Annotated in this window: 12 protein-coding genes; 7 read left to right on the top strand and 5 right to left on the bottom strand. The window is 75.4% G+C overall.

The annotated features are described in order from the left end of the window. Window positions 1-119: 119 nt before the first annotated feature. From M8316_RS07525 to M8316_RS07510, 4 genes are all read left to right on the top strand, one after another. Window positions 120-1,904, top strand: coding sequence for an acetyl/propionyl/methylcrotonyl-CoA carboxylase subunit alpha (locus M8316_RS07525; RefSeq protein WP_250053395.1), 1,785 nt, complete (start codon window positions 120-122; stop codon window positions 1,902-1,904). A gap of 103 nt (window positions 1,905-2,007) precedes the next feature. Beyond that, the gene (locus tag M8316_RS21030; protein ID WP_250053393.1) at window positions 2,008-2,586 is read left to right on the top strand and encodes a PH domain-containing protein; all 579 of its coding nucleotides are present in this window, start codon (window positions 2,008-2,010) and stop codon (window positions 2,584-2,586) included. Then, window positions 2,583-4,217, top strand: a complete 1,635-nt coding sequence (locus M8316_RS07515) for a PH domain-containing protein (RefSeq protein WP_250053391.1) — start codon at window positions 2,583-2,585, stop codon at window positions 4,215-4,217. The genes M8316_RS21030 and M8316_RS07515 overlap by 4 nt, the downstream gene beginning before the upstream one ends. 67 nt (window positions 4,218-4,284) lie before the next feature. Then, a complete protein-coding gene (locus tag M8316_RS07510) occupies window positions 4,285-7,668 on the top strand; it encodes a pyruvate carboxylase (protein WP_250053388.1) in 3,384 nt (1,127 codons plus the stop codon). A 64-nt stretch (window positions 7,669-7,732) separates the two neighbouring features. Here M8316_RS07510 and M8316_RS07505 read toward each other — a convergent pair whose 3' ends face one another. Then, window positions 7,733-8,254, bottom strand: coding sequence for a helix-turn-helix domain-containing protein (locus tag M8316_RS07505; protein WP_250053386.1), 522 nt, complete (start codon window positions 8,252-8,254; stop codon window positions 7,733-7,735). Between the two features lie 78 nt (window positions 8,255-8,332). Here M8316_RS07505 and M8316_RS07500 point away from each other — a divergent pair, with 78 nt between their 5' ends. Then, window positions 8,333-9,532 carry a benzoate/H(+) symporter BenE family transporter gene (locus M8316_RS07500; RefSeq protein ID WP_250053384.1) on the top strand — a complete coding sequence of 400 codons (1,200 nt, stop codon included), beginning with the start codon at window positions 8,333-8,335 and terminating at the stop codon, window positions 9,530-9,532. 24 nt (window positions 9,533-9,556) lie between these two features. On the opposite strand, the gene M8316_RS07495 is transcribed toward M8316_RS07500, so the two are convergent. From M8316_RS07495 to M8316_RS07485, 3 genes are read right to left on the bottom strand one after another with little or no spacing between them, the layout of a single operon-like run. After that, a complete protein-coding gene (locus M8316_RS07495) occupies window positions 9,557-9,778 on the bottom strand; it encodes an amphi-Trp domain-containing protein (protein ID WP_250053382.1) in 222 nt (73 codons plus the stop codon). Window positions 9,779-9,826: 48 nt separating this feature from the next. After that, the gene (locus M8316_RS07490) at window positions 9,827-11,083 is read right to left on the bottom strand and encodes a SpoIID/LytB domain-containing protein (RefSeq protein WP_250053380.1); all 1,257 of its coding nucleotides are present in this window, start codon (window positions 11,081-11,083) and stop codon (window positions 9,827-9,829) included. A gap of 7 nt (window positions 11,084-11,090) precedes the next feature. After that, window positions 11,091-12,416: a SpoIID/LytB domain-containing protein gene (locus M8316_RS07485; protein ID WP_250053379.1), complete on the bottom strand. Its 1,326-nt coding sequence runs from the start codon at window positions 12,414-12,416 to the stop codon at window positions 11,091-11,093. A 324-nt stretch (window positions 12,417-12,740) separates the two neighbouring features. Here M8316_RS07485 and M8316_RS07480 point away from each other — a divergent pair, with 324 nt between their 5' ends. Both M8316_RS07480 and M8316_RS07475 read left to right on the top strand, forming a co-directional pair. After that, entirely contained in the window at window positions 12,741-13,379 is a 639-nt protein-coding gene (locus M8316_RS07480) for a hypothetical protein (protein ID WP_250053377.1), read from the top strand. 41 nt (window positions 13,380-13,420) lie between these two features. Next, window positions 13,421-14,122, top strand: coding sequence for a hypothetical protein (locus M8316_RS07475; protein ID WP_250053374.1), 702 nt, complete (start codon window positions 13,421-13,423; stop codon window positions 14,120-14,122). 76 nt (window positions 14,123-14,198) lie between these two features. Here M8316_RS07475 and M8316_RS07470 read toward each other — a convergent pair whose 3' ends face one another. Beyond that, a complete protein-coding gene (locus tag M8316_RS07470; RefSeq protein WP_250053372.1) occupies window positions 14,199-15,590 on the bottom strand; it encodes an NAD(P)H-quinone dehydrogenase in 1,392 nt (463 codons plus the stop codon). Window positions 15,591-15,734 lie beyond the last annotated feature (144 nt).

The following is a 15,734-nucleotide window of genomic DNA, read 5'->3' as shown; positions in this document are numbered from 1 at the left end:
GGACCTGGGCCACACGCCGTCGCGGACGGCCGACGGTACTGTGACGCCCGCACCACCCCAGTACGCGGCGTCGACGTCTCGTCGGCACCGGCCAGAGCAGGAATCGAGCAGGAGCGCACGTGCCGAGCACCAAGCCGTTGGAGAAGGTCCTCATCGCCAACCGAGGCGAGATCGCCGTCCGGGTCGTCCGGGCCTGCAAGGACGCCGGCATCGGCAGCGTCGCCGTGTACGCCGAGCCCGACCGCGACGCGATCTTCGTCCGCATGGCCGACGAGGCCTACTCGCTGGGCGGCGCCACGCCCGCCGAGACCTACCTCGACATCGCCAAGATCGTCGAGGTCGCGCAGCGCTCCGGCGCCGACTCCGTGCACCCCGGCTACGGCTTCCTCGCCGAGAACGCCGACTTCGCCCAGGCCGTGATCGACGCCGGCCTGACCTGGATCGGCCCCTCCCCCGAGGCCATCGACGCCCTGGGCGACAAGGCCAAGGCCAAGCACATCGCCGAGCGCGCCGGCGCCCCGCTGGCCCCCGGCACCAAGGACCCGGTCGCGGACGCCTCCGAGGTCGTGGCGTTCGCCGAGGCCAACGGCCTGCCGGTCGCCATCAAGGCGGTCTTCGGCGGCGGCGGCCGCGGCCTCAAGGTCGCCCGCACGATCGAGGAGATCCCGGACCTCTACGAGTCCGCCGTGCGCGAGGCCGTCACCGCGTTCGGCCGCGGCGAGTGCCTGGTGGAGAAGTTCCTCGACCAGCCGCGGCACGTCGAGACCCAGTGCCTGGCCGACACCCACGGCAACGTCGTGGTGGTCTCCACCCGCGACTGCTCGCTCCAGCGCCGCAACCAGAAGCTCGTCGAGGAGGCCCCGGCCCCCTACCTGACCCCCGACCAGCTGGAGCGGCTCTACTCCTCCTCCAAGGCGATCCTGCGCGAGGCGGGCTACGTCGGCGCCGGCACCTGCGAGTTCCTGGTCGCCAAGGACGGCACCATCTCCTTCCTCGAGGTCAACACCCGCCTCCAGGTCGAGCACTGCGTCTCGGAGGAGGTCACCGGCCTCGACCTGGTGCGCGAGATGTTCCGCATCGCCGCCGGCGAGGAGCTGGGCTACGACGACCCCGCGATCCACGGCCACTCGATCGAGTTCCGCATCAACGCCGAGGACGGCGGCCGCAACTTCATGCCCGCCCCCGGCACCCTCACCGCCTGGGCGCCGCCGCAGGGCCCCGGCATCCGCGTCGACGGCGGCTACGAGGCCGGGCAGACCGTGCCGGGCTCCTTCGACTCCCTCATCGCGAAGCTGATCGTCACCGGCCGCGACCGGCAGCACGCGCTGGAGCGCTCGCGCCGGGCCCTGTCCGAGTTCGTCGTCGACGGCATGCCCACCGTCATCCCGTTCCACGAGGCCGTCGTCTCCGACCCGGCGTTCGTCGGCACCGGTGACGACCACACCGGCCACTTCGACGTCTACACGACCTGGATCGAGACCGAGTTCGACAACCAGATCCAGCCCTACGGCGGCGACCTCGGCGAGGCCGAGGACGCCGGCGAGCGCCAGACCGTGGTCGTCGAGGTCGGCGGCAAGCGCCTCGAGGTCAGCCTGCCCGGTGGCCTCGGCGCCGTCGGTGCCGCGCCCGCCGCGGGCGGTGCGAAGAAGCCCAAGCGGGCGGCCAAGAAGGCCGGCGCCGCCGCGTCCGGTGACGCCGTCACCAGCCCGATGCAGGGCACCGTCGTCAAGGTGCTGGTCGAGGACGGCGCGAGCGTGGCCGAGGGCGACTCCGTGGTCGTCATCGAGGCCATGAAGATGGAGCAGCCCCTCAAGGCGCACAAGGCCGGCACCGTCACCGGCCTCTCCGCGGCCGTCGGCGAGACCGTCACCCAGGGCCAGGTCATCTGCGAGCTCAAGGACTGACGCTCCCCCGCGCACCCCGACGGCGCCGTGCTCCCCACCCGGGACGCGGCGCCGTCGGCGTTCCTGGCGCCCCGTGCCGCGCCCGGCCGCTAGGGTCGCGGACGTGAGCACCGACCCGGCGTCCGCGCCCACGCCACCGCCTCGGAGCCCCGAGCCGAGCACCGAGCCGAGCACCGAGCCGAGCCCCGGGCCGAGCACCGGCTACGTGCTCCGCGAGCCCGCGCACCGCCTGCACCGGCGGGCGGTGCTGGCCTGGTACCTGGGCGAGGCCGGTGCCGCGGTGCTGGGCGCCGCCGTCGTGCTCGTGGCCGCCTGGCTCCTGCCCGACCGCTTCGTGCCCGACTGGCTGCCGTGGGCCCTCATCGCGCTGGACGTCGTCGCCGCCGCCGTCGTCCCGCCGTGGCGCTACCGGGTGCACCGCTGGGAGGTCACCGACACGGCCGTCTACACGCAGACCGGCTGGTGGACCCGGGAGCGGCGGATCGCCCCGCTCTCCCGGGTGCAGACCGTCGACCTCGAGCAGGGACTGGTCGACCGGCTGCTGGGGCTGGCCGAGGTGCGGGTCACCACCGCCAGCGCGGCCGGCGCGCTGCGCATCCCCGCGCTGGACAGGGCCACCGCCGAGCGGCTGGCCCAGGACCTCACCCGTGCCGCGGAGGCCATCGGCGGCGACGGCACGTGAGCGAGGAGCCGCGCTGGCAGCGCCTCGACCCCCGGATGCTGCTGGTCCACCCCCTGCGTCAGCTGGCCTCGCTGCTGCCCGCCCTCGCCGCGCTGTTCATCGCCGGCCGCGCGTTCAGCGGACCCTTCGGCGGCTTCCCGTGGGAGGTGCTCGGCGTCGCGGCGCTCGTGGCCGCCGGCGTGTGGCGCTACCTCGCCACCGAGTACCGGATCACCCCCGGGCGCGTCGAGCTGCGCCGGGGCCTGCTCCAGCGGACCGTGGTGACCGCCCCGCTGGACCGGGTCCGCACCATCGACCTCTCCGCCACCCTGGTGCACCGCCTGCTGGGGCTCTCGACCGTGCGCGTCGGCACCGGCAGCGACGGACCGGGTCTCTCGCTCGACGCCCTGCGCACCGGTGAGGCCGAGGAGCTGCGCGCACGCCTGCTCGCGCGGGCGGCGCAGCTGCAGGCGGACCGGTCGCCGGAGTCGGCAGCCCGCGCCGACGACGAGCCGGCCGGCCCAGACGACAGCGCGAGCCCGGGCGACGTCGCCCCCGAGGACACCGACGCGGCGGCGACCCCGGTGTCCGCGCCGGCAGCCCCGGCCCCGACGTCCGAGGAGGTGCTGCTCCGCCTCGACCCGCGCTGGGCCCTGTACGCCCCGCTGTCGACGGCCGGCCTGGCGCTCATGGGCGTGGTGCTCGGCGGCGGCAGCCAGGCCGTCGTCCCGGTGCTCCAGGCCACCGGGTGGGACGCGTCCCTGAGCGCGCTCGACGTCACCCGGCTGGGACTCGTCGCCGTGCTGGCGCTCGTGGGCGTGGCCGCGCTGGTGGTGGCGCCGCTGCTGGCCATGGCCGGCTACCTGGTCGCCGGCTGGGGCCTCACGCTCACCCGCGGCCGCGGGCCGGACGGCGAGACCTGGCAGGTGCGCAAGGGGCTGCTCACGACCACCGCCACGACGGTCGACGTGCACCGGGTGGCGGGCCTCGTGCTGGAGCAGCCCGTCGGCCTGCGCCTGGCGGGAGCGGCCCGGCTCCAGGCGATGACCACCGGACTGGCCAGCGACCAGGCGGGCACCCTCGAGCTGGTGCCGGCCGCCCCGCGCCGGGTCTCCGAGGCCACGGGCGCCGCGGTGCTGGGCACGCGCGACCCGCTGACGGTGCCCCTGGTGCCGCACGGCCCGGCCGCCGTCCGCCGCCGCTGGACCCGCGCCCTGGTCGCGCCGGCGGTGCTCACGGGCATCGCGGCGCTCCTCGCCGCGCTCGCCCCGTTCCCGGACGCGTGGGAGGGCCCCGCCCTCACGGCGCTGCGGGTCGGGGTGCCGCTGACGCTGCTGGCGCTGCTCGTCCTGGCCGTGCCCGTGGCGGTGGGCCGCGCCCGCGCGCTGGGGCACGCACTGACGCCCACCCACCTGGTGGCCCGCCAGGGCTCGCTGGTCCAGCGCCGGCACGCCCTCGACCGCGAGCACGTCATCGGCCTGACCCTGCGCGACACCTGGTTCCAACGCCGGCAGCAGCTGGTCAGCCTGGACGCCACCACCGCCGGCGGGCCGGAGCGGGTCACGGTGCTCGACGTGGACGAGGCGGCCGCCGTCGGCCTCGCCGTGGCCGCGCAGCCGGGGCTGATGGCGCCGTTCGTCGAGCGAGCCTGAGGCCGACCAGAGAGCTCGTCGCGAGACGGCACCCTCCCGGGTCGCCGGTCCTCGCTAGCGTGTGCCCATGTTCTCGAAGGTGCTGGTGGCCAACCGTGGTGAGATCGCGATCCGGGCGTTCCGGGCCGCCTACGAGCTCGGGGCCGAGACGGTCGCGGTGTTCCCCCACGAGGACCGCTGGTCCGAGCACCGGCTCAAGGCGGACGAGGCCTACGAGATCGGCGAGCTGGGCCACCCGGTCAAGGCCTACCTGGACCCCGAGGGCATCGTCGAGGTCGCGGTGCGCGCCGGCGCGGACGCCATCTACCCGGGCTACGGCTTCCTCTCCGAGAACCCTGCGCTCGCCGAGGCGTGCGCCGGTGCGGGCATCACCTTCATCGGCCCCTCGTCCCGCGTGCTGGAGCTGACCGGCAACAAGGCGCGGGCGATCGCGGCGGCCAAGGCCGCGGGCGTGCCGACCCTGCGCTCGGTCGAGCCGTCCACCGACGTGGACGCCCTGCTGGCCGAGGTGGAGGCCTCCGAGATCCCCTACCCGCTGTTCGTGAAGGCCGTCGCCGGTGGCGGCGGCCGCGGCATGCGCCGGGTGGACGCCCCCGCGCAGCTGCGCGAGGCGGTCGAGACCTGCATGCGCGAGGCCGACGGCGCGTTCGGCGACCCCACGGTCTTCATCGAGCAGGCCGTCGTGGACCCCCGCCACATCGAGGTGCAGATCCTGGCCGACGGCCAGGGCGACGTCATCCACCTCTTCGAGCGCGACTGCTCGGTGCAGCGCCGCCACCAGAAGGTCGTCGAGATCGCCCCGGCGCCGAACCTCGACCCCGAGCTGCGCGAGCGGATCTGCGCGGACGCGGTGCGCTTCGCCCGCGAGATCGGCTACGCCTGCGCGGGCACGGTGGAGTTCCTCCTCGACCCCCAGGGCAACTACGTCTTCATCGAGATGAACCCCCGCATCCAGGTGGAGCACACGGTCACCGAGGAGGTCACCGACGTCGACCTCGTGCAGTCCCAGATGCGCATCGCGGCGGGCGAGACGCTCGCCGACCTGGGGCTCTCCCAGGACTCCGTGCAGCTGCGCGGGGCCGCGCTCCAGTGCCGCATCACCACCGAGGACCCGGCCAACAACTTCCGCCCCGACACCGGCCGGATCACCACCTACCGCTCGCCGGGGGGCGGCGGCATCCGCCTGGACGGCGGCACCGTCTACACCGGCGCGGAGGTCTCGGCGCACTTCGACTCGATGCTGGCCAAGCTGACCTGCCGCGGCCGCACCTTCGAGAAGGCCGTGGAGAAGGCCCGCCGCGCCGTGGACGAGTTCCGCATCCGCGGCGTCGCCACGAACATCCCCTTCCTCCAGGCCCTCCTGGCCGACCCGGACTTCTCCTCCGGGCACGTCACCACCGCCTTCATCGAGACCCACCCCGGCCTGCTCACGGCTCGCGGCTCCGGCGACCGCGCGACGAAGCTGGCCACCTACCTGGCCGACGTCACCGTCAACCAGCCGCACGGACCGGCCCGTGTCTCGCTCGACCCCCGCACCAAGCTGCCGGCCGTCGACCTCGCGGCCCCCGCCCCCGCCGGCACCCGTCAGCAGCTGCTGGACCTGGGCCCGGAGCAGTTCGCCGCCGCCCTGCGCGCCCAGGAGCGGGTGGCCGTCACCGACACCACCTTCCGCGACGCCCACCAGTCGCTGCTGGCCACCCGCGTCCGCACCCGCGACCTGACCGCCGTCGCCCCCTACGTCGCGCGGACGACGCCCGAGCTGTGGTCGCTGGAGTGCTGGGGCGGCGCCACCTACGACGTGGCGCTGCGCTTCCTCGGCGAGGACCCGTGGGAGCGGCTGGCCACGCTGCGCGAGGCGGTGCCGAACATCGCCCTGCAGATGCTGCTGCGCGGCCGCAACACGGTCGGCTACACCCCCTACCCGACCAAGGTGACCGACGCCTTCGTCGAGGAGGCGGCGGCCACCGGCGTCGACGTCTTCCGCGTCTTCGACGCCCTCAACGACGTCGACCAGATGCGCCCCGCGATCGAGGCCGTGCGCGCCACCAACACCACGGTGGCCGAGGTCGCGCTCTGCTACGCCGGCGACCTCAACGACCCGCACGAGCAGCTCTACACCCTCGACTACTACCTGCGCCTGGCGGAGCGGATCGTCGACGCCGGCGCCCACGTCCTGGCGATCAAGGACATGGCCGGCCTGCTGCGGGCCCCGGCCGCCCGCCGCCTGGTCACCGCCCTGCGGGAGAACTTCGACCTGCCGGTCCACCTGCACACCCACGACACCGCCGGCGGCCAGCTCGCCACGCTGACCGCAGCGATCGACGCCGGTGTGGACGCCGTGGATGCCGCCTGCGCCTCGATGGCCGGCACCACCAGCCAGCCGCCGCTCTCGGCGCTGGTCTCGGCGACCGACCACTCCCCGCGCGAGACCGGCCTGTCGCTGACGGCCGTCAACGCGCTCGAGCCGTACTGGGAGGCGACGCGCCGCGTCTACGCCCCGTTCGAGTCGGGCCTCAACGCCCCGACCGGCCGCGTGTACACCCACGAGATCCCCGGCGGCCAGCTCTCCAACCTGCGCACGCAGGCGGTGGCCCTCGGTCTCGGCGAGAAGTTCGAGCAGGTCGAGGACATGTACGCCGCGGCCGACGCCATCCTCGGCCACCTGGTGAAGGTCACTCCCTCCTCCAAGGTGGTCGGCGACCTGGCCCTGGCCCTCGTGGGGGCCGGCGCCGACCCGGCGGCCTTCGCCGAGGACCCGGCGAAGTTCGACATCCCCGACTCGGTCATCGGCTTCCTCCACGGCGACCTCGGTGACCCGCCCGGCGGCTGGCCCGAGCCCTTCCGCTCCAAGGCGCTGGCGGGCCGGGCCTACACCCCGCCGAACGAGGAGCTCACCCCGGAGCAGGAGGTCGGCCTCGTCAACGACCGGCGGTCCACGCTCAACACCCTGCTCTTCCCGGGGCCGACGAAGATCTTCACCGAGACGCGGGAGACCTACGGGGACGTCTCGCGGCTCTCGTCCCTGGACTACCTCTACGGCCTGCGCAAGGGCGTCGAGCACACCGTCAGCCTCGGCGAGGGCAAGATGCTGCTGCTCGGCCTGCAGTCGATCAGCGAGCCCGACGAGCGCGGCTACCGCACCGTCATGACCTCGATCAACGGCCACCTGCGCCCGATCGAGGTGCGCGACGCGTCGGTCTCGGCGAAGGTCGCGACGGCGGAGAAGGCCGACACGTCCCGCCCGGGCCACGTCGCGGCGCCGTTCCAGGGCGTCGTCACCGTGGTCGTCGAGGAGGGCCAGGCCGTCGAGGCCGGCGCCACCGTGGCGACCATCGAGGCGATGAAGATGGAGGCGGCCATCACCGCCCCCGTCGCGGGCACCGTCCAGCGCGTCGCCCTGCCCGGCACGCAGGCGGTCGACGGCGGCGACCTGGTGCTCGTCCTGGCCTGATCGGCGGTCTCGAGGCTCGGCCGCGGGCGGCCTCGCACCTCGACCACCGGTCCCGCCCGGGGGGTCAGGGGGTGCGGGGCGTGACGATCACGTCGACGGCCACCAGGGGCTCCGCGGAGGTGCACGCGTAGGCGTGCGGGGCGTCGCCCGCGAAGGCGACGTGCACCCCCGGCCCGAGGTCCTGGACGCCGGCGGCGCTGGTGAGCCGGCCGGTGCCGCTGAGCACCGTCAGCTGCTCGACGGCCCCCGCCGCGTGCGCCGGGGACGTCCGCTCGCCGCCGGGCCGCAACCGGATCAGGTACACCTCGGTGACCCGGTCGGCGTCGGTCTGCACGTGCAGCCGCCGGGTGTGCAGGGCGTCGTCGGAGACCTCGTCGGTGCCGGCGTCCACCAGGGCCACCAGCGGCACGCCGAGGGGCCCGGCCAGGGCATAGAGGGTGTCGAGGGTCGGGTTGCGCTGCCCGGACTCCAGCTGGGAGAGCGTCGCCTTGCCCACGCCGGCCGCCGCCGCCAGCGCGGAGAGGGAGAGCCCTCGCTCGGTGCGCAGCGCCCGGACCCGGGCGCCGGTGGACTCACCTGGACCCACGCGCGCCTCCTCCCCTAGCCTGTTCCGCATACGGAACGTTCCGTCGACGGAACCACCCTATCCTCCAGGAGCGCAGCCATGGCGAGCAACACCACCGCACCGCCGCAGGCGGGTCGGCCCGGCTCCGGGCTCACCGCCCCGGTGACCGCCGGCGTGGTCGCGGCGGTCGTCGGCTTCTCCAGCTCCTTCGTCGTGGTGCTCGCCGGCCTCACCGCGGTGGGCGCCACCCCGGCGCAGGCCTCGAGCGGCGTGGCCGCGCTCTGCGTCGCCCAGGCGCTCGGCATGTTCTGGCTCTCCGGGCGGCACCGCGTCCCCGTCTCCCTGGCGTGGTCCACCCCCGGCGCGGCGCTGCTGGCGTCCACCGGCGCGATCGCCGGGGGCTGGCCGGCCGCGGTCGGCGCCTTCGTCGTCACCGGGCTCCTCGTGCTGCTGACCGCCCTGGTGCCGGCCCTGGGCGACCTGGTCGCCCGCATCCCGCCCAGCCTGGCCCGGGCGATGCTGGCCGGGGTGCTGCTCCCGCTGTGCATCGAGCCCGCCACGGCGCTGGTGACCTCACCGCTGCTGGTCGGCCCGGTGGTGCTCACCTGGCTGGTCCTGGTCCGCCTCACGCCCCGGTGGGCGGTGCCCGCCGCCCTGGCCGTCGCGTTCGCCGTGGTGGTGGTCGCGGGCGAGGGCGTCCACGCGGCGGACCTGGCCCCCACCCTCGCGCTCACCCTGCCCGCCTGGTCCGTCCCGGCGCTCGTCGGCGTCGCCCTGCCGCTGTACGTGGTGACGATGGCCAGCCAGAACGTGCCGGGCGTGGCCGTGATGAACGGGCTCGGCTACCGCGTCCCGTGGCGGGAGTCGCTCGGCGTCACCGGCCTCGGCACCGTCCTGGCCGCCCCGTTCGGCGGGCACGCGGTGAACCTGGCCGCCATCACCGCCGCCATGTCGGCGGGCCCCGAGGCCGGGGAGGACCGGGAGCGCCGCTGGGTGGCCCCCGTGGCGGCCGGCGTCACCTACGCCGTGCTGGCCGTCGGCTGCTCGGCGCTGACCACGCTCGTGGCCGCCGCGCCGGACGGCGTGGTGCAGGCCGCGGCCGGGCTGGCGCTCCTCGGCACGCTGGCCTCGTCCCTCACCGGGGCGCTGGCGGCGCACGAGGACCACCTGCCGGCCGCGGTGTGCCTGGTGGTGGCGGCCTCCGGCGTCGTGGTCGGCGGCATCGGGGCCGGCTTCTGGGCGCTCGTGGCCGGGCTCGTGGTCCGCGCCGTGCTGCGCGCGGGGCGGCCGTCGACCTGACAGGGCCGGGCCGGGTCGCCGGGGCTACCAGGAGATCTCGACCTCGATCTCCCCGCCGTCCCCGGCCTCGACCTCGAAGCAGACGTCGACGACGTCGGGCACGGCCACGGTGACGGTGACCCCGGCTCGGGTCACGCGCACCGAGTTGTGCCGCTCCAGCGAGTCGGCCAGCTCGCGCAGCCGCGCGGCCGCCTCCTCCCGGGTCATCCGCTGGGTCTGCTCGAGCTCGAAGAGGTCGTCGGCCATGCCCCCAGCCTGGCACCACGCCCCGCACGGGGCAGGTGCCGTTCCTCCTCAGCCGCGGAGCCGGAAGGTGAACCAGGTCGACCGCAGGCCCAGGGCGCTGCGGAACGCGTCTCCGCTCATCGTCACCGCGCCGGCGTCGCCCACGAGCCGGAGACTGCGGACCCGGCCCTTCCACTGGCCGTTGCCGTCCCGGTCGAGGACCCGCACCTGCTGGAGGTCGCCGACCACCGGCCACAGTGCCTCCAGGCGCGCGACGGTGACGTCGGTCGACCAGTCGTGCACGGTGTTGCCCGACCAGTCGTCCCAGGGGTCCTCCTGGGCCACGAGGTAGGGCGCCGACCCGGCCGACGTCCACCCGCCGGAGCTGGCGGAGAACTGGGTGAAGGCCGGGGCACCGTCGGCCTCGACGACGGTGCCGGCGGTCGCCTCGACCGCCGCGTCGGAGGCGGGGTGCTCGTCGGTGACTCCCCCGTAGACCTGGCAGGACGTGGTGTCGCACAGGTCGTAGTGGCTCGCGCGGGGATGGTCCCGCTCGTAGGCGGCGTAGGTGCGCGCGGCGATCGCCTGGGCCTGCACCGCCGCCGGGGTCCACGAGGCCGGGACCTCGCGCGGCACCACGCCGCGCAGGTAGTCCTCGAGGGTGACGACGTTGACGGTGTCCCGGGTGCGCTCCCCCGGGGTCACGGTGGCCGAGCGCAGGACGCCGCGGTAGGCACGCTCGACGCCGCCGGCGACCAGCGTGACGGGCAGGCGCCCGGCACCGACCTGGGCGTCCCCGGTGGTGGTGAGCAGGCGGGTCCACCCCTCGCGGTGCACGTGCGCCGCGACCTCGGTGCCGCCGTTGCGCAGCGGTCGCAGGCGGTACCGGTCGGCGTCCTGCCCCTCGCTACCCAGCCCGGCGCCCAGGGCCAGCAACGGGGTGCGCTCACCGGTGGTCAGGTCGCGGGCCGCGAGCCGCGGCGTGGGCAGCACCACCAGCCGGTCGTCGGCGTCGGCCGTGAGCAGGACGCGGAGGCGCCCGCGAGCCCTCCCGACGTCGGTGCCCGGGTAGTAGAAGGCGATGATCTCGGCGGCGGTGAGGCCGGCGCGGGCCGCCCCCTCGGCGCCGTACTGCGAGAGCCCGTGGCCGTGCCCGAAGCCGTGGCCGACCAGGCGCAGCGTCGTCGTTCCGCTCACGTCCCACGAGCCGCGACCGGTGGCGGCGCCGGCGGGGGCGGCCGGGAGCACCGCCAGACCCAGCAGGAGCGCCAGCAGCGCGGTCGGCCAGAGGCCCCGCCCGACGGGTCGAGCAGCACGCGACGCCACGGGTGCCTCAGATCTTCCGGAACCAGGTGGAGCGCATGCCGAGGAGGTAGCGGAAGTCGTCACCGGTCATGGTGCGCGAGCCGGTGCCGCCGACGACCCGGACGGACGTGACGCGTCCGCCCCAGGCGCCGTTGCCGTCACGCGCGAGGATCTTGACCCGCTTGATCGCGCCGATCACCGGGAACGCCGAGCGCAGCTCGGGGCCGGTGAAGCTGACCTCCCAGGAGTTGTAGGGGTTCCCGGACCAGCGGTCCCACGGGTCCCGCTGGTCCACCTGGTAGGGCAGGCTGCTGCCCTGGGTCCAGCCCCCGTTGCTCGCGCTGAACTGGGCGAAGATGGGCTCGCCACCGCGGACGACGGCGACCTTGCCGGTGGCCTTGATGGCGGCGTCGGTGGCCGGGTGCTCGGCGTCGGCGCCGCCGTAGACCTGGCACTGCGTGGTGTCGCAGATCTGGTAGGCCCGCGAGAGGGGCTCGGAACGCTCGAAGGCGGCGTAGGTGCGGGCGGCGACGGCCTGGGCGCGGATCGCGTCCGCGTCCCACGAGGTGTAGACCTCGGACGGCACGACGCCGCGCAGGTACTTCTCCAGCGGGAGGACGTTCACGGTGACGCGTCGGCGTCCGCCCTCGTTCTCCGCGGTGCTGCGCAGGGTGCCCCGGTACCGGGTCGTGCCGCCGGGCGTGACCAGCGGGATCGGCTTCCTGGCGCTCAGCTCGACCTCGCCGGGGAGCAGCCGGAGCCGGGTCCACTGCCCGCCGCGCAGGCGGTAGGCCACCTCGGTGCTGCCACCCTTGGCCCAGCGCAGGCGCCAGGCGACGGCGTTCGGCCGCTTGCCGGTGAGCGCGATGGTGCGGCCGCTGCTCAGCGAGCGGGCGGTGAGGCCGCGGACGGTGCGGACGACGGTGTTGCGGTCGGAGTCGCCGCTGATCCACACCGAGACCTTGCCGCCGATGCTGCCCAGCTTGGTGCGCGGGTAGTAGAAGCGGACGATCGAGCGCCACGACTCGCCCTGCACGGCGGCGCCCTGGGCGCCCCACTGGGACAGGCCACGCCCGTGCCCGTAGCCGCGCCCCTGGAGGCGCAGCTTCACGGTGGCGCGGCCGTCACCGCGGCCGGCGGCGACGCCGGCCGGGACGCCTTCGGCGCTCGTGCCGGAGCCGGGGTCGGCGGCCGACGCCGCCGGGAGCGAGCCGGGGGCGAGGCCGACGACCAGGCAGGCGGCGAGGCCGGCAGCGGCGGCGCGCAGCCGCGGGGCACCGGGTCGCGGGGCCGGTCGTGAGCCCGGGCGTGAGTTGAGCCTGGTGCGGACGGGGCGGGGGGACTTCCGAGACATGGTTCTCCACAGATCGGCGGGTGCTCGTGGGGGCGAGCCCGACAGGTCGATGAGACACGAGGATGCCTGCTCCGGCCAACCCCTGCACCCCGGACGTCACATCCTTCACCCTGGCCACGGCTCTCACGCGCCCTCCCGAGGCGCCGGGCATCCCGCTCCGACGCTCTCCGGGTGTCCCCCGGAACGTGCACTGATCGCTCATCGGACGCCGACGTCCGCCGATCGGATAGCTGCACGGGTCGTCACCGGATCTTCACGCGTCCTCACGTCTTGTGGACGACGCGCCAACTGGTTTCGACGGGGCCCGTGGGAGAGGCTGGAGACATGTCCGCAGTGAGCAAGCTCCTCCCCCGGGGCTGGGGCCGCGCGCGCAAGGGTGCGCGCGTGGCAGAGGCGTTCCGTGTGACCCGACGCGCGTACCACGAGGACCTCTGCGTCCTCGAGCGTCAGCTGCAGGACGCGCCCGAGCGGATGCGCGGCGCCTGCCGGGACCTGCACGGCCAGGCGGTGAGCGACCACGCCCTGGCCGCCGCCCTGGTGCACGGCGCCACCGACCACCACGACCCCGAGCACCGCGAGGCCCTCGAGCGCGCCGGCCACCTCCTGGACGAGGCGCGCTGGGCGCTGGCCGCCGCGCGGGCCGAGGCCGCCGGCCGCCGGCGCCCCGAGGACCACGCCCCCTGCTTCTTCAACGCCCAGCACGGGCCCGCCTCCACCACGGTGCGCTGGGCCCCGCCCGGCGGCGCCTGCCACGAGGTGAGCACCTGCGCCGCCGACGCCACGCGCATCTCCCAGGGCACCGAGCCCGACCTGCGGCTGGTGCACACCGGCGAGGGCTGGGTCCCGTGGTACCAGCTCCCGCGGACGACGGCCGACGGCTGTGCTCCCCCGGTGGTCGAGCAGCTCGACACCGAGCCGCCCGCCGCGCCCTCCTCGCTCGAGGAGCCGTCCGGGCGGTCCTGACCGGTGTGACACAGTGGGGTCATCCGGACCCCGGAGACCGCATGACGCTGCTGGACCGCCTGCTCCCCTCCCGCCGTCGCGCCCGCGAGCAGGAGGCCCTGCGCCGCGCCGGAGCCTTCCGTCTCACCCGGCGGCTGCTGACCGAGGACGTCACGGCGCTCGCGTCCCTGCTGGGCGCGCTGCCGCCGCTGGAGCGGGCCGAGGGCGAGCACGAGGACGACCTCCGCGCGCGGGGCGACCTGACCCGCCGGGCGCTGGAGGGCTACGACCGCGCCGTCGCCGCCCTCGACGGGGCGGTCGACCCGCACGTGCCTGAGCACGTGGTGCTGCTCGACTCCGTGCCGGCCCTGCTCGACGACGCCCGCTGGGCGCACGCCGCGGCCGTGGCGGCCGCCGCCGGTGAACCGCTGCCGGCGCGTCGCGGCTCCTGCTTCTTCGACCCCCGCCACGGCCCGGCGAGCCGCTCGGTGAGCTGGGCGCCCGAGGGCGGCACGCCGCGCGAGGTGGACGTGTGCCTGGCCGACGCCCACCGCCTCGACGAGGACCTGGCGCCCGACGTCCGCCTCGTGCACGTCGGTGGCGCCGGCTACGTCCCGTGGTTCCAGGTGGCGACCGGCTCCTCCGCCGCGGGCACGAGCAGCGGCTGGGCGAGCGCGCTGGACGCCGTCGACGTCGACACCCGCACCCACGCGGTCATGGACCAGACGATCCAGCAGCTGCCGAACAGCACGCGCTCGCGCTGAGCCCGGCGGGACGCTCCCGGGACCTGCCCCGGGCCCGCTCTCGGGCCCTCTCTCGGGCCCGGGCTCAGACCCGGGCTCAGACCCGGTGCAGGCGGCGGGCGGCCTCGGCCACCGAGCCGGACATCGACGGGTAGACGGTGAACGCCTGCGCGAGCTGGTCGGCGGTCATGGACTCCGCCACCGCCAGGGAGACGGGGTGGATGAGCTCCGAGGCGCGCGGGCCGACCACGACACCGCCGACCACGATGCCGGTGCCGGGGCGGCAGAACAGCTTCACGAAGCCGTCGTGCACGCCCTGCATCTTGGCCCGCGGGTTGCCCGAGAGCGGCAGCATCACGGTCTCGGCCTGGATCTCGCCGGCGTCCACCGCCTGCTGGGACCAGCCGACCGTGGCGATCTCGGGGGCGGTGAAGACGTTGGAGGAGACCGTCTTCAGGTCCAGCGGCTGCACGGCGTCGCCGAGGAAGTGCCACATGGCGATGCGGCCCTGCATCGCCGCCACCGAGGCCAGCATGAACACCCCGGTGCAGTCGCCGGCGGCGTAGACGCCGCGGGCGGTGGTGCGCGAGACCCGGTCGACCTGCACGAAGCCGCCGTCGTCGAGGCTCACGCCGGCCTCCTCGAGGCCGAGCCCGGCGGTGTTGGGGATCGAGCCGAGCGCCAGGATGCAGTGCGAGCCCTGCACGGTGCGGCCGTCGGTGAGCTCGACGGTCACCACGTCGCCGTCCCGGGTCACCGAGGCCATGCGCGACCTGCTCATGACCTCCATGCCGTGACGCTGGGAGACCTCCTCCAGGACGCGGGAGGCGTCCGCGTCCTCACCGGGCAGCACCCGGTCGCGCGAGGAGACCAGGGTGACGGGCACGCCGAGGGCCAGGTAGGCGCTGGCGAACTCGGCGCCGGTGACGCCGGAGCCGACGACGATGAGCTTCTCGGGCAGCTCGGTGAGGTCGTAGACCTGCTCCCAGGTGAGGATGCGCTCCCCGTCGGGCTGGGCGCTGGGCAGCGTGCGCGGGTGCGCGCCGGTGGAGACCAGGACGGCGTCGGCCTCGTGCACGGTCTCGGTGCCGTCGGCGGCGGTGGCCACGACGCGGCCGGGGCCGTCGAGGCGACCGGTGCCGGCGACGATCTGCACGCCGTCGCGGCGCAGGCGGGCCTCGATGTCGCGGGACTGCTCCGCGGCGAGGTCGAGCACCCGGCGGTTGACCCGGCCGAGGTCGACCGCGAGGGTGCCGTCGCCGCCGGTGAAGGTGATGCCGAGCTCACGGGCGGCCCGGACGTCGGTCATCAGGCCGGCGGTCGCGATGAGGGTCTTGGAGGGGACGCAGTCGGTGAGGACGGCGGAGCCGCCCAGGCCGTCGCGGTCCACGACGGTGACCTCGGCGCCGAGCTGCGCGGCCACGTGCGCGGCCTCGTAGCCGCCGGGGCCGCCTCCGACGATGACGACGCGCTCGCCGGTCCGGTTCATGCGGGGCTCCTCGCTGTGCTGCTGCCGGGCTGGGGTGGTGCGGGTGGTGCAGGTGCTGCTGTCGTGCCGCGGGGGGGGGGGCGGGGGGGGGGGGCCGGGGGGGGCGCCGGGGGCCCCCCCCCCGGCCGGGGGGGGGCATTGTGT

Origin of the sequence: Nocardioides bruguierae, from assembly GCF_023554635.1 — a bacterium.
Taxonomy (GTDB): Bacteria; Actinomycetota; Actinomycetes; order Propionibacteriales; family Nocardioidaceae; genus Nocardioides; species Nocardioides bruguierae.
This window is presented reverse-complemented; position numbering and strand designations above follow the sequence as displayed.

What these genes read in the sequence shown, in the direction of transcription:
- M8316_RS07500 (WP_250053384.1), top strand. Translation starts at nt 8,333, where the DNA reads ATGGCGAGCAACACCACCGCACCGCCGCAGGCGGGTCGGCCCGGCTCC.
- M8316_RS07480 (WP_250053377.1), top strand. Translation starts at nt 12,741, where the DNA reads ATGTCCGCAGTGAGCAAGCTCCTCCCCCGGGGCTGGGGCCGCGCGCGC.
- M8316_RS07470 (WP_250053372.1), bottom strand. Translation starts at nt 15,590, where the DNA reads ATGAACCGGACCGGCGAGCGCGTCGTCATCGTCGGAGGCGGCCCCGGC.
- M8316_RS07495 (WP_250053382.1), bottom strand. Translation starts at nt 9,778, where the DNA reads ATGGCCGACGACCTCTTCGAGCTCGAGCAGACCCAGCGGATGACCCGG.
- M8316_RS07475 (WP_250053374.1), top strand. Translation starts at nt 13,421, where the DNA reads ATGACGCTGCTGGACCGCCTGCTCCCCTCCCGCCGTCGCGCCCGCGAG.
- M8316_RS07485 (WP_250053379.1), bottom strand. Translation starts at nt 12,416, where the DNA reads ATGTCTCGGAAGTCCCCCCGCCCCGTCCGCACCAGGCTCAACTCACGC.
- M8316_RS07510 (WP_250053388.1), top strand. Translation starts at nt 4,285, where the DNA reads ATGTTCTCGAAGGTGCTGGTGGCCAACCGTGGTGAGATCGCGATCCGG.